Origin of the sequence: Olleya sp. ITB9 (genome assembly GCF_001315805.1) — a bacterium.
Taxonomy (GTDB): Bacteria; Bacteroidota; Bacteroidia; order Flavobacteriales; family Flavobacteriaceae; genus Olleya; species Olleya sediminilitoris.
The window spans coordinates 1-12,565 of record NZ_BCBW01000045.1; the positions used below are offsets into that span (position 1 = coordinate 1).

A 12,565-nucleotide genomic window follows, 5' to 3' on the forward strand; every position below is an offset into this window, starting at 1 on the left:
GACAGCAACATCAGAAACAACAGTAAAGCCAGTTGAGGTTAAATTATTAGCAACAAGTGGGATTAAAAAGAATAAGATTCCTACTCAGGGATAAGTTTATGTTATTTATCATAAATTTGACAGCAACATTTTTTTGAAATAGATTGAATAAATATTTTACTTTATTATTAGCTGTATTATTAACCTGTTTTTGTTTTGGGCAACAGGCTGATTCAATATACTATTATAGGGCTTTGTCCAAAAATGAGGGTTATTCGAATATTGAAAGGATTAAATATGCCGAAAAAGCAGTTTACCTATCTATTAAATTAGATGTAGATAGTACATTATTAAATAGTAATAAAAATTTATCTTATTTATACATTGTAAATCAAAAGTTTGAGAAATTAAAAAATATAAACTTTGAGAATTTAGAATTGGCTTATGAAATTGATGATACTTTATCAGTTGCAAATGCCAATTATAATTTGGGGTATGCTTATTATGGATTGCAAAAAATTGATAGTGCCTATTTTTATTACTTTAATGCAGCTAAACAATATGATAAATTAAAAGATTATAAGCTTCAGGCAGCTGTATTGCTTAATATGGCAAACCTGCAAGAAGCTGAAAGAGATTATATAGGTGCCCAAAACAATGTAATAAAAGCAATTGAGTTGGTTAAAAAACTACCAATAAACGCTTATAATCTGGATACACAATGGTCGTTGTATAATACTATTGGAATAATTACAGGTGAACTACACCAATACGATAATTCAATAGATTTTCATAAAAAGGCTATAAAAAGTATAAATACAACTAAGGCAAGGTTATATTTAAGTTCTGATGATATATATTATTATAAAATTTATTCCAATGTAAATATTGCTTCTACGTATCGTAAAAAAGGGGATTATAATTTAGCGATTGCAAAATGTAAACAAATTATTAAAGACACTAAATTATTAAATGAAGATCCTACAACTTATGCATACATTGTAAATGAGTTAGCTTATTCTAGGTTTTTAAGAGGTGAATCTAATGATAATGAAATAGAATCTTTGTTCAGGCAATCTTACAGTATTTGTAATTCTGTTTCAGATATAGATGTTAAACAGACCGTTTCTGTAAATTTTGCTGAATATTTTAAATCTAGAAATATTTTAGATTCTGCTAACCATTATGCAAATATTGGCTACAAATTAGGTAAGGAGCTAAGCAATAATAAAACAATATTAAAAGCACTTGTTTTAAAATCTAAAATTGAAACTGGTGAAGCTTCAAAACAGTATTTGTATGAGCATATTAAACTTAATGATAGTTTGATATTAGCTGAAAGAGCAAATAGAAATAAATTCATGCGAATTGATTTTGAAACCGACGAAATCAAACAAGAAAATAAGCAAATGTCAAGAGAGCGTTTGTGGTTGTTAATTACCTCTATTAGTTTATTGGTCGTTTTATTCTTTTTATATATATTAAAAACTCAACGTGAAAAAAATAAAGAATTACAGTTAGAGCGTCAACAACAAGAGGCTAATGAAGAAATTTATAACCTTATGTTATCTCAACAAAATAAAATTGATGAGGCTAAAAGTTTAGAAAAAAATAGAATTTCAAAAGATATACATGATGGTATTCTTGGTAAATTGTTTGGTGTAAGATTAAGTTTAGATGGATTAAATATTAGTAAAACAGACGCAGCAACAAAAAAAAGAGGTTACTATATTTCCGAATTAAAAAATATTGAAGAAGAAATAAGAAAAGTATCGCACGAGTTAAACTCGGAATTCATTCATCAAGCAGGTTTTCTTGATATTATTACCGCATTAGTTGAAACCCAAATGACAGCTTATAATATTAATTATAGGCTTGATATTCAGGATGATATTAATTGGGAGTCTTTAAATAATAAAATCAAAATTCATTTATATCGTATTTTGCAAGAAACAATGCAAAATACTTATAAACATGCCAATGCAACATTGGTAAATATTTCATTTAAGTATGAAAAAAATCTATTAACTTTAACTGTTTCAGATAATGGATCTGGATTTGATTTAAACAAGTCTAGAAAAGGAATTGGCTTAAAAAATTTAGATTCCAGAATAAAAGAGATTAACGGTAAGTTAAAGATAGAAAGTAAAATTAATAAAGGAACGACAATAACTATCAATGTCATAGTATCAAGTCATTAACCTATGGAAAATAACACATTAAGAATTTTAATGGTAGACGATCATCCAATGATTATTGAAGGCTACCAACATACATTATTAGCTAATAAAAAACCAAATCAAACACTAGATATAGACATAGCAACAGACTGTGACTCAGCTTTAGATGCAATAAAAAAATCAAGAAGTATGGGTAAACCTTACAATATTTATTTTTTTGATATTAGCATTCCTGCTTCTCAAGATGGTATTTATAAATCAGGAGAAGATTTAGCTAAGTATATTAAACAAGTACAACCAGAAGCCAAAGTTGTAATTTTAACTATGTTTAACGAGGTGTACAGAATCCATAGCATTATTAGGTCTATTAATCCTGAAGGTTTTTTAATCAAAAGCGATTTAACCTCTAGTGAGTTAGCTAGTGCTTTTGATGCAATTCAGAATAATCCACCATTTTACACTGGTACAATTACAAATGTGATTAAGCGTAGTATTTTTAATCCAATTGAAGTTGATGAAATAAACCATAAAATGCTTCATTTTTTATCTTTGGGAGTCAAAACCAAAGACCTCGTTGGACATCTTGGAATTACTTTAAGTGCTATTGAAAAACGTAAAAAAAACCTTAAAGATTTGTTTATAGTTGATGACGGAAAAGACGAAACTTTAATAGCAATTGCTAAGGATAAAGGCTATATATAAGCCGTAATGTTAAAATTTTATTTTTTTTTCTCTGCTAAAAACACCTATAGCTTAAGTTATTATTGAAACATGTGGTTTTTACCACAACCACCTTGTGGTTTTAGCCATAATGACTAACTTTTATATTCTCTATATTTGAATATAACTTTTAGTATAAGTTAATATTATTCCCAAACAAACTTCTTGTTTGATTAATAGCATTTTTTACATTTACACACTTAATAAAGCAACATTCCTCGATGTTGCTTTATTTATTTTTAATACCTATGCTTTTAGCATTGTTAGTTTATGTCTCATGTTCTAACGATCAGTCTACAAATCAAAAAGAAGAGTAAGTTATCGAAACCAAAACTATGGATAATGCCAAGGTGTATGGTCTAACTGAAGATGTATATAGGGTTATTGTTCAGTTTAAAATTACTTCAAAAGGAGATGTAGAAATTATTAAGGCTAGAGCTCCGCATGAGGATATAGAGTCGGAAGCTATTAGAGTAATTAATGACTTACCCAAACTAATTCCAGCAACTTTAAATGGTCAGCCAGTTAGTGTTAATTATGCCTTACCAATCAAGTTTAAAATATATTAATGGTACTCTAACTACAAAAAAGTCAAAGCCTTGCTTTGGTTTTTTTGTAGTTTAACTGTAAAATATTTTATTTAATCTATAAAGTCTAGTTTTTTTGAACAAATATTTAATTTCTCTAAAAAATACTATATCTTGATAAAGATTATTAAAATACCTTTATATGAAAAGAGCTTTACCTTTATTTATACTTTTATTATCTGTTGTTAGTTTCTTAGAGGCCCAGACAACACAGCAATGCAAAAACACATGCACGATTGATAAAATTGTTTACGAAACTGCCTTTTTAGGAGTGCAATTTGGAAGTCCTTGTGATAAAGAAAGTAAAATAGATAAAGGTGTTATTATAATGAAAGTTATTGATGATACAGCAGCAGCAAGCAATGGTTTGCAACCTTATGACTTAGTTTTAGCTGTAGACGGTCTAGAGGTTAATAGACGTGGTGATGCTATCAAAGCGGTTAAAGCTTATCAGCCTTTTGATGCTGTAAGGTTTACTATTTTAAGAGACGAAAAAACACTAATAAAAACCATCACTTTAGGCGCAAAAACAACTAAAGTTGTACAAGAGGAAGTATGTTGTGATCAGGCAGTAAGCTCATTATCTAAAGAGAATATTAGTCTATATCCAAACCCAGCTGTTAGTAAATTAAATATAGCTTTTAAACAAGTAGTACAAGGTCAATATAATATTGCTGTTTATATGACCAATGGTGTTTTGGTACAACAATACGACACACAATTTACTAAAGGTGGTTTAAACGAAACAATTAGTGTTGATAAATTGGAAGATGGTGTTTATGTTTTAAAAATCACAAAAGACAGTAATACTTACTCAAATTTATTTGTTGTAAAAAGAAATTAGTACATTACAAGATTTAGTCATTTTAAAAAGTCGTATTTTTCCGCTATATTAGTTAATTATGAAACAAATAGCTGTGACTTTACTACTTTTAATATTGGTGTCTTGCCAGTATTTTAATGTAAAAAAAACCACACCTGAAGCTATTTTGAATGAAGAGTTAAAAACCTTCAATTGGAACGAAGTAGATAATTATCCTAGTTTTTCAGTATGTGATTCATTTCAAGACAAACAAGATATTAAGTATTGTTTTGAAACTACTTTAGCTAATCATATATCGGAGCAATTACAATATCAAACTATCATTGTTAATCAAGATGTTAAGGATACTATCATGTTATCTTTTTTAATTTCTGAAAAAGGAGAACTCCTTATTAAAGATATTGAAATTGATAGTATAACCATTCATGAGATTCCTGATCTAAAAGCTTCAATTACTGAAAGTTTAAATAGTTTACCTCAAATATTTCCAGCAGTAAAACGTGGTCAACAAGTTAAAACACAATTTAAAATGCCAATTGTACTTCAGGTTAATTAAAACTTTATAAATTAAACTTATAACCTATAGCAAAATCTACAGGGAATTGATCTTCATTTTCTTGAAAAACAGCAAATAAACTATCATATACTATAGTTACAAAACCTGCTCCAATTTTAAAATCTGCACCAAGTCCAAAAATTAATGGCACATCAAACCTGTTGCTTTTATTTTCAATAGTAATAACGTTTTCAGGAGATTCTGGATCTTTATAAGTAGACTTTATACTTGAGGTTGTATAAGTTGCAATTTTAGTTTGTGCATAAATGTTAAAAGTTGTTTTGTTTATAAATCTAAAACGATAACCTAAAGCAATTTGATTTAAGTTATATTCAAAATCGCTTGTTTTTAACGACGTTCTAAAATTTAAAAAACCAGAATGTACTGGCATTGCTTTACTTTCAAAAAACTCTAGTTCTGCTCCAAAATAAGTTGCTTTATTATTATCCGGATTATATACAAATGGATGGTTTGTTAATCCTCCAAAAAGTCCTAATCTAGTTTTTAATTTTAAGCTATTATCCTTAAAAGTATAGTTAGGGTTACTGGCTGCATTGGCTTGATTAAAATATTTTTTTAAACTGTAAAGGGTGAATTTTGTTTTTGAAGCATCAAGATTGGTTGCAGATTTTAAAGTGTTTTTGTATTCAAAATTATAATTATTATTAATTTGTTTGGTGTTTGTTAACTCTATAAGTTGTTCAGATTTATCTTTTATAAAGTATCTAAATTGACCATCAAATGTATTCCAAAGTAAATCATAATCACCTTCAACCTCAGTTTTAAGTGCTATAGTTTGATTATTATATGTAAAGTTGTCTTGAGCAAAACTTAAAGTAGTTACTAGTAAACAAAGTAATAAAGTAAGTGTTTTCATGATCTAATGTATTGGTTTACTGCTAATGTAGAATTTTTTAACCTAAATCACTATTTTTTAAACGAACGACCTTTCCATTTGTATGTTGTAAATAAAGAAGTAAACGCTATATAAACACTAAAAAAAGGATATATAAAACAGCTCCATAAAAAATGATGCAATATGTTTTTATTATTTAAAAATTGACTGGTTTTGTAAATTAATATGAAATCTACGCAGCTTTTTAGTGTAAATAAAATACCAACTGTTTTAAAATTAATTTGCTTTATTAAACCAATAACTAATCCAATAATTAAAATGGCATTTGCAAATAAAACCAACACACCAACTAGTTTAGCAAAAGTGTTGTTGTAATTACTGGTTTTGCTTGCCCAGCGTACACGTTGCGCAATTAAATCTTTTAAATTATCCAAAGGCTTTGTAATTACTATAGCATTTTTGTTTTTTAAAAATGTAACAGTATTAGGGTTGTTTAGTAATGCTTTTTCCATTAAAAAAATATCGTCTCCACTAGCAATGTTTGTGTTTCCATTAAAACCATTTAGTGTTTCAAAAAAATCTTTTTTATAAGCTAAATTTGCACCATTACTTAAAAAAGGTTTTTTTATACCAAATCCTCCAATAGTTGCTCCTATAAGACTAATAAAATCTAATGTTTGAAAAGCATGTAAAAGTGATTTGTTATAGTGGTAAGTTACAGGTCCAGCAACCATTTTAACAGCATGCTGTTGGATAAAATCAGCAAAACTGGTTAGCCAATGTTTAGGTAAAATACAGTCAGCATCTGTAGTAATAATCCAATCGTATTTTGCCTGTTTGATAGCGCAAGTTATGGCATCTTTTTTTGGTGATTGTGTTAGGCGTTGGTTTTTTAATATTTTATAATCAATTATATTACCTTTTAAATTAAAGTAGTTATTAATGGTATTGATCGAAGCGTCTTCTGAGTCGTCATCTACCAAAATAATTTCAAATAAGTGTTTTGGATATTGTAATTGTAATATGGAGTTTATTAAGTTTGGTAAATTTTGGGCCTCATTTCTAAAAGGAATAATAACAGTAAATGCGGTTTTGGGGTTTTGGTTAGTAATAGTTTCTGTTTTTATGGCATCAAAACCAATAATAAGACTGACTATTAATAATAGATAAAGGCATATTATAATTATAAATGTTACAACCATTAGTTTTTAATTAAATCGAATTTTAAAACATAATAACAACCAACAAGACTTGGAATTGCAAAATTTAAGATCCACATTAAAAGTATGCAACTTAAAACGGGTAATTGGGCTACATTAACCAAACCGAATAAGTATAAGGCAATACTTCCTTTTATAACAACATCAAAAACTGAAATTGTTGGTATGATTGAAGCTAATAAATACATGCTTGATATTATGGTCATGGCTTGCAAGTAGTCTAAATTCACATTAAAAAGTTTTAAAATATAGTAAAACTGAAACGAGAATATCAAATATCGTAATAAGGATAATGTCAAGCCAACAAGGCTATGTTTTAATCCTAAATCGGTTAATTTATTTTTAATCTTTATTAAATCAATTTTTTGTAGTCGATACTTTGTTTGTTGTAATATAAAGAAAACAAAAAAACTAAAGGTTAGTAGTATTAATAGGCCTTTAACAACATTAAAATAATCAAGTGATATAGTGTGATTTTTATAAAATAGAATTAACCCAATACTACCTACTAAAATAGTAATGCTAAGTTGCATTAGGTTGCCTATTAAATTAATAAATACAACCTGTTTACGTTGTGATTTTTTGTAATACATGGCTTTTGCACCATACTCTCCAATACGATTTGGTGTTATTAATGATGCTGTTAAAGATCCTAAACTTTGTGCTTTAGCTTGTAAAAAGCTAAGTTTTTTTAGATTTGAGACTAAAAATTGCCATTTTTTGATTTCTAAAAACCAATTTAAAAACGATAAACCAAGTAGTATTAGACCATTTTTGACTGTAAATAAACGGTTTTGTTTCAAAAAAAGCACAAAACCATTAAAATCTAAGTTGTCATTATATGTGATTTTATGATAAATAAAATAAAAAGCACCAACAACTATACTTAATTTAATAAGTACAACAAAGAATTGTTTAGTTTTGTAAGGCAAGCTAAAACACATTATTAGTTGGGCAAAGTTGAGGCTTGCAAATTAAACTAAATATTACACAATGTTATCTACTATTAAACACTATTGTATTATTGTAATTACTGTTTTAGCAGTAACAACTTCAAGTGCACAAATTGAAACTAGTAAATGGAAAGCTTTAATGGCTTTAGGTATTAACAGTCCATCTCAAAGTGGTTTGGTTACACCTTTTGAAGCTAATAGTATTAATTTTCCTTCTATAAATTTAGGGGTTCAACGTATGTTTACCCCTCAATTAGGAGCAAAATTAGATTTTGGATACAACCGTTTTGCTAATGCAAATAACACACCAGAATTTAAAACCAATTACTCTCGTATTAATTTACAATTTGTTTATGATGCAACACGTTTTTTTAGTTTTTTACCTATTGATACAGGAGTTGTCTTTCATGCTGGACCAGGTTACTCTATGATTAAACCATTAGGTGATTATGGAGATAATAAAACAGCGTTTTTAAACGGAATGGCTGGACTAGAATTTCATTATGGAATAAGTAGGAGTGTTTCAGCTTTTGTAGATACATCTTACATTTATGGTTTTGCTAAAGATTTTGATCCAATTACGGAAGGGTTTGGATCCTTTAACGGAAACTTATTAACCGTTAGTGTAGGTATTGCTGTGTCTTTAAGTGGATGTTATACTTGTAACTAAATGAGCAAAGAACAAATAATTTTAGGTATTGATCCAGGTACAACCATCATGGGTTTTGGGTTAATAAAAGTGGTAAATAAAAAAATGAGTTTAATACAGTTAAACGAATTGGACTTAAAAAAATACGATGACCATTACCTAAAACTGAAACTTATTTTTGAACGTACTATTGAGTTGATTGAAACACATCATCCAGACGAGATTGCTATTGAAGCGCCTTTTTTTGGTAAAAACGTACAAAGTATGCTTAAGTTAGGTCGTGCGCAAGGTGTTGCTATGGCTGCAGGATTAAGTCGTGAAGTGCCAATTACAGAGTATGCACCTAAAAAAATAAAAATGGCAATTACAGGAAGTGGTAACGCAAGTAAGGAGCAGGTTGCAAAAATGCTTCAAGGTATGTTAGGTATTAAAACCTTACCAAAAAATCTAGATTCTATGGATGGACTTGGTGCAGCTGTATGTCATTTTTATAATCAAGGTCGTGTAGAAATTGGTAAAAGTTATTCTGGTTGGGCAAGTTTTGTTAAACAGAATGAAAAGCGTGTAAAAAAGTAGTAATAATTGTTTTTACAGTTAATAACTGAATAATATGTCAGGAATATACATACATATACCGTTTTGCAAACAAGCTTGTCATTATTGTGATTTTCATTTTTCGACGTCATTAAAAAAGAAAGATCAATTGGTTTTCGCTTTAGCGAAAGAATTACAATTACGTAAAGACGAATTTAAAGACACTACAATTGAAACCATATATTTTGGAGGAGGTACACCAAGTGTTTTGTCTACAAATGAGTTGCAATATTTAATAGATAGTGTTTATTTAAATTATAAAGTCACTGATCATCCAGAAATAACATTAGAGGCTAATCCTGACGATTTAATTATCAATAATATTGACGCATTAAGTATATCAGAAGTACAGTCGTTGTATAAAACTAAATTTGAAGAATTTAAAAAAATAGGGATTAATAGACTTAGTATTGGTGTACAATCGTTTCATGAAAAAGATTTAAAACTAATGAATCGTGCGCACAATGCTATTGAAGCTAAGCGTTGTCTTGAAACCGCAACTCAATATTTTGATAATATAAGTTTGGACTTAATTTATGGTATTCCAAACAGTACTAATCAAGAATGGTTGGAAAATATCCAAACTGCTTTAAGTTTTGGTATTCCTCACATTTCTAGTTACGCTCTAACTGTAGAGCCTAAAACAGCGTTGGCTAGTTTTATTAAAAAAGGAATTATTGATAATGTTGACGATGATCTAGCTCATGACCAGTTTCATATTTTAATAGACCAGCTAAATCAAGCAGGTTTTGAACATTATGAGTTGTCCAATTTTGCTAAAAAAGGATATTATAGCAAAAATAATAGCGCTTACTGGTTAGGTAAGTCCTATTTAGGAATTGGGCCTTCTGCACACAGTTTTAATGGTAAGCAACGTGCATGGAATGTTAAAAATAACACCATTTATATCAAAAAGATTAACCAAGATCAACTTCCTTTAGAAATTGAAATTTTAACTAAAAATGATAAATATAACGAGTTTATTATGACTGGTTTGCGTACCATTTGGGGAGTTTCATTAACTGAAGTCAAAAAACAGTTTGGAGAATCATTTTTGGAATACTTGTTGCAACAAGCTAATCAGTACATAAATAACCAAATGCTATGTATTGTGGATAATAGCTTAAAAACAACACAAAAAGGAAAGTTTTTAAGCGACGGAATTGCTTCAGATTTATTTAAATTAAGGTAATTATAACTTTTTAGCATTGGTTTTATATGTTTTTATTTTTAACTTATAGCAACCTAAAATTAAAAAACACAAGACGCTTAAATGATAACCACAATAACCATAAACACTAAAAAATACACAGTAAATTTAGCTCAACCTTTAGATATTTCAATGCCACTTCGTGCATCCAAAAGCAATGCTAATGCATGGTATATTGATGAGCCTAAAATAGAACCTGTAGTTATTAATGACTGGACAGCTAGTGTAAAGGAAGGTGCATCAATCAACTTTAATACCATTCAATTTAATCCACATGCACATGGTACTCATACAGAATGTGTTGGTCATATTACAGAGCAATTTTATAGTGTAAATAAATGCTTAAAGCAATTTTTCTTTTTATCAGAAGTTATTTCGGTTGCACCAGAATTAATTGGCGAAGACCAAGTGATATCAAAAGCACAGCTTCAATATTTATTAAAACAACGTAAACCGCAAGCCTTAATAATAAGGACTATGCCTAATACAAAAGAGAAAAAATCAAGACAATACTCTAATACCAATTGGCCTTATTTAACAGAAGATGCAGCAACATTTATACGAAAAATTGGCGTAAAGCATTTACTTATAGATTTACCAAGTGTCGATAAAGAAAAGGATGAAGGTAAGTTGTTAGCACATAAAGCATTTTGGGATTTTAATGGTAAACTCAGGAAAAATGCAACTATAACAGAGTTTATTTATGTGCCAAATAAAGTTAAAGACGGTAAATATATATTAAACCTTCAGATTGCACCAATACAAAACGATGCAACACCAAGTAAACCCATTTTATATAAAATAGAATAATAGATGGAAACATTTTTTACACTAGTCGTTGGTGGTATTTTAGCCTTAGGTGCTTATACTTTATACGGATATTTTCAGTCCAAAAAAAAGGTCTCTGCACAATCTATAATTTTATTAGATAAAATAAAAAAAGTCTGCAAATTTATTACTGTAGAAGGTGATTTTGCCGAAATCTATCATTATGAAGATGTTAAAGAGCGGTTTTTAAAATTAGTGTCTAGTAAGAAAAAAGCGCTGGTTGTTATTAATGCTAAAGCTTATGTTGGTTATGATTTTAATAAAATTGAATTAACCTCGAACCCTAAAAAAAAGACTGTAACTATAAGTCATTTTCCGCAGCCAGAAATATTGTCAATCGAAACCAATATAAATTACTACGATAAAAAAGATGGTTATTTTAATAAGTTTGAAGCTACAGATTTAACCAATCTAAGCGAAGAAGCTAAGCAGCATATTATTGACAAAGTACCAGAAAGTGGATTGTATAATGTGGCAAAGCAAGAAGCGTTAGAGTCTTTATTGCTTGTTGAAAATATAGTTCAAACTATTGGTTGGACACTAGACTACTCGGCTTTAAAAATCAAATCTAAAGATACTTTAAAATTAAAATAAGATTATTTTGTCGATTATTTTAGCGTTTTATCGGATTTAATATTTTATTTACTTACATTTATAATATGTGACAATGTGATTTGATAACTTGTTTGTAACCAAAAAAAGCTATTGATATGAATAAATTTTTACAATACATTAACGAAGTCCTAGTTAGTTTAGACATTCCGATGTTAGCTGACACTGAAAAAAACATGAATTATAGAATGCTTAAAAAATATTCTAGTAAATCAAAACCATCTCAACAAAAGTAGATGTAATTTGTTCTTAAAATGGATATAGAACAACTCAGAGCATATTGTCTTAGTAAACCAAAATCTACCGAAGATTTTCCATTTGATCAAGATACATTAGTTTTTAAAGTACTAGGTAAAATGTTTGCACTAGTGCCATTAAAAAAATGGGAAGCTGGACTTGCGTCAATTAACCTAAAATGCGACCCAGAATATGCTATCCAACTTCGTGAAGATTATCAAAGTATTGAAGCTGGTTGGCATATGAGTAAAAAACATTGGAATACCATTTACTTACATCAATCTGAATTAGATTTAAAGCTAATTACTAAGCTTTTAGACCACTCTTATGACATGGTAGTTAAAGGCATGACCAAAAAAATGCGAGAAAAACTACATTAACAGTTAAGCTTACCGACAGATATGTGCAATTAACCGAAGTAAATAGTGTAAGTATAGAAAGCTTTAATGATCAAGGTTTTATAATGTTATTTTTGAGGTGTTAAAACATATCAAATTCATGAAATTCCCTCTTTTACTAACAGTTATAGGTCTATTTAATAAAAAAAAGATACAACCTACA

The 12,565-nt window shown here is 28.7% G+C and carries 15 protein-coding genes; 12 read left to right on the plus strand and 3 right to left on the minus strand.

The window, feature by feature from the left end:
* Positions 1 to 233: 233 nt before the first annotated feature.
* The 5 genes from ITB9_RS12885 to ITB9_RS12905 all read left to right on the plus strand — a co-directional run bounded on the left by ITB9_RS12885 (position 234) and on the right by ITB9_RS12905 (position 4,845).
* The gene (locus tag ITB9_RS12885) at positions 234 to 2,180 is read left to right on the plus strand and encodes a sensor histidine kinase (protein WP_148638461.1); all 1,947 of its coding nucleotides are present in this window, start codon (positions 234 to 236) and stop codon (positions 2,178 to 2,180) included.
* 3 nt (positions 2,181 to 2,183) lie between these two features.
* Positions 2,184 to 2,861 carry a response regulator gene (locus tag ITB9_RS12890; RefSeq protein ID WP_054852556.1) on the plus strand — a complete coding sequence of 226 codons (678 nt, stop codon included), beginning with the start codon at positions 2,184 to 2,186 and terminating at the stop codon, positions 2,859 to 2,861.
* A gap of 353 nt (positions 2,862 to 3,214) precedes the next feature.
* Positions 3,215 to 3,448 carry an energy transducer TonB gene (locus ITB9_RS12895; RefSeq protein WP_054852557.1) on the plus strand — a complete coding sequence of 78 codons (234 nt, stop codon included), beginning with the start codon at positions 3,215 to 3,217 and terminating at the stop codon, positions 3,446 to 3,448.
* 160 nt (positions 3,449 to 3,608) lie between these two features.
* Positions 3,609 to 4,310: a PDZ domain-containing protein gene (locus tag ITB9_RS12900; protein WP_054852558.1), complete on the plus strand. Its 702-nt coding sequence runs from the start codon at positions 3,609 to 3,611 to the stop codon at positions 4,308 to 4,310.
* A gap of 58 nt (positions 4,311 to 4,368) precedes the next feature.
* The gene (locus ITB9_RS12905; protein ID WP_028289408.1) at positions 4,369 to 4,845 is read left to right on the plus strand and encodes a hypothetical protein; all 477 of its coding nucleotides are present in this window, start codon (positions 4,369 to 4,371) and stop codon (positions 4,843 to 4,845) included.
* 4 nt (positions 4,846 to 4,849) lie between these two features.
* On the opposite strand, the gene ITB9_RS12910 is transcribed toward ITB9_RS12905, so the two are convergent.
* The 3 genes from ITB9_RS12910 to ITB9_RS12920 are packed head-to-tail and all read right to left on the minus strand — an operon-like array spanning position 4,850 to position 7,865.
* A complete protein-coding gene (locus tag ITB9_RS12910; protein ID WP_054852559.1) occupies positions 4,850 to 5,722 on the minus strand; it encodes a hypothetical protein in 873 nt (290 codons plus the stop codon).
* 50 nt (positions 5,723 to 5,772) lie between these two features.
* On the minus strand, positions 5,773 to 6,903 hold the full coding sequence (locus ITB9_RS12915; protein WP_054852560.1) for a glycosyltransferase: 1,131 nt from the start codon (positions 6,901 to 6,903) through the stop codon (positions 5,773 to 5,775).
* Complete coding sequence (locus ITB9_RS12920; RefSeq protein ID WP_054852561.1) at positions 6,903 to 7,865, minus strand: lysylphosphatidylglycerol synthase domain-containing protein; 963 nt, start codon at positions 7,863 to 7,865, stop codon at positions 6,903 to 6,905. Before ITB9_RS12920 ends, ITB9_RS12915 begins: the two co-directional genes overlap by 1 nt.
* Positions 7,866 to 7,914: 49 nt before the next feature.
* On the opposite strand from ITB9_RS12920, the gene ITB9_RS12925 reads away from it, so the two are divergent.
* The 7 genes from ITB9_RS12925 (at position 7,915) to ITB9_RS12950 (ending at position 12,384) form a co-directional block, all read left to right on the plus strand.
* Entirely contained in the window at positions 7,915 to 8,544 is a 630-nt protein-coding gene (locus ITB9_RS12925; RefSeq protein ID WP_054852562.1) for a hypothetical protein, read from the plus strand.
* A complete protein-coding gene (gene ruvC, locus ITB9_RS12930; RefSeq protein ID WP_028289403.1) occupies positions 8,545 to 9,099 on the plus strand; it encodes a crossover junction endodeoxyribonuclease RuvC in 555 nt (184 codons plus the stop codon).
* Positions 9,100 to 9,133: 34 nt separating this feature from the next.
* Positions 9,134 to 10,309, plus strand: coding sequence for a radical SAM family heme chaperone HemW (gene hemW, locus ITB9_RS12935; protein ID WP_054852563.1), 1,176 nt, complete (start codon positions 9,134 to 9,136; stop codon positions 10,307 to 10,309).
* An 81-nt stretch (positions 10,310 to 10,390) separates the two neighbouring features.
* Entirely contained in the window at positions 10,391 to 11,137 is a 747-nt protein-coding gene (locus ITB9_RS12940; protein WP_054852564.1) for a cyclase family protein, read from the plus strand.
* Between the two features lie 3 nt (positions 11,138 to 11,140).
* The gene (locus tag ITB9_RS12945) at positions 11,141 to 11,749 is read left to right on the plus strand and encodes a DUF4230 domain-containing protein (RefSeq protein WP_054852565.1); all 609 of its coding nucleotides are present in this window, start codon (positions 11,141 to 11,143) and stop codon (positions 11,747 to 11,749) included.
* A 116-nt stretch (positions 11,750 to 11,865) separates the two neighbouring features.
* On the plus strand, positions 11,866 to 12,003 hold the full coding sequence (locus ITB9_RS15685) for a hypothetical protein (protein WP_157243621.1): 138 nt from the start codon (positions 11,866 to 11,868) through the stop codon (positions 12,001 to 12,003).
* An 18-nt stretch (positions 12,004 to 12,021) separates the two neighbouring features.
* The gene (locus ITB9_RS12950; RefSeq protein WP_054852566.1) at positions 12,022 to 12,384 is read left to right on the plus strand and encodes an MmcQ/YjbR family DNA-binding protein; all 363 of its coding nucleotides are present in this window, start codon (positions 12,022 to 12,024) and stop codon (positions 12,382 to 12,384) included.
* Positions 12,385 to 12,565 lie beyond the last annotated feature (181 nt).

Excerpts from the sequence above, each read along its gene's own strand:
- ITB9_RS12915 (WP_054852560.1), bottom strand. The coding sequence starts at position 6,903 with ATGGTTGTAACATTTATAATTATAATATGCCTTTATCTATTATTAATA.
- ITB9_RS12890 (WP_054852556.1), top strand. The coding sequence starts at position 2,184 with ATGGAAAATAACACATTAAGAATTTTAATGGTAGACGATCATCCAATG.
- ITB9_RS12950 (WP_054852566.1), top strand. The coding sequence starts at position 12,022 with ATGGATATAGAACAACTCAGAGCATATTGTCTTAGTAAACCAAAATCT.
- ITB9_RS12925 (WP_054852562.1), top strand. The coding sequence starts at position 7,915 with ATGTTATCTACTATTAAACACTATTGTATTATTGTAATTACTGTTTTA.
- ruvC (WP_028289403.1), top strand. The coding sequence starts at position 8,545 with ATGAGCAAAGAACAAATAATTTTAGGTATTGATCCAGGTACAACCATC.
- ITB9_RS12895 (WP_054852557.1), top strand. The coding sequence starts at position 3,215 with ATGGATAATGCCAAGGTGTATGGTCTAACTGAAGATGTATATAGGGTT.
- ITB9_RS12900 (WP_054852558.1), top strand. The coding sequence starts at position 3,609 with ATGAAAAGAGCTTTACCTTTATTTATACTTTTATTATCTGTTGTTAGT.
- hemW (WP_054852563.1), top strand. The coding sequence starts at position 9,134 with ATGTCAGGAATATACATACATATACCGTTTTGCAAACAAGCTTGTCAT.
- ITB9_RS12945 (WP_054852565.1), top strand. The coding sequence starts at position 11,141 with ATGGAAACATTTTTTACACTAGTCGTTGGTGGTATTTTAGCCTTAGGT.
- ITB9_RS12910 (WP_054852559.1), bottom strand. The coding sequence starts at position 5,722 with ATGAAAACACTTACTTTATTACTTTGTTTACTAGTAACTACTTTAAGT.
- ITB9_RS12920 (WP_054852561.1), bottom strand. The coding sequence starts at position 7,865 with ATGTGTTTTAGCTTGCCTTACAAAACTAAACAATTCTTTGTTGTACTT.
- ITB9_RS15685 (WP_157243621.1), top strand. The coding sequence starts at position 11,866 with ATGAATAAATTTTTACAATACATTAACGAAGTCCTAGTTAGTTTAGAC.
- ITB9_RS12940 (WP_054852564.1), top strand. The coding sequence starts at position 10,391 with ATGATAACCACAATAACCATAAACACTAAAAAATACACAGTAAATTTA.
- ITB9_RS12905 (WP_028289408.1), top strand. The coding sequence starts at position 4,369 with ATGAAACAAATAGCTGTGACTTTACTACTTTTAATATTGGTGTCTTGC.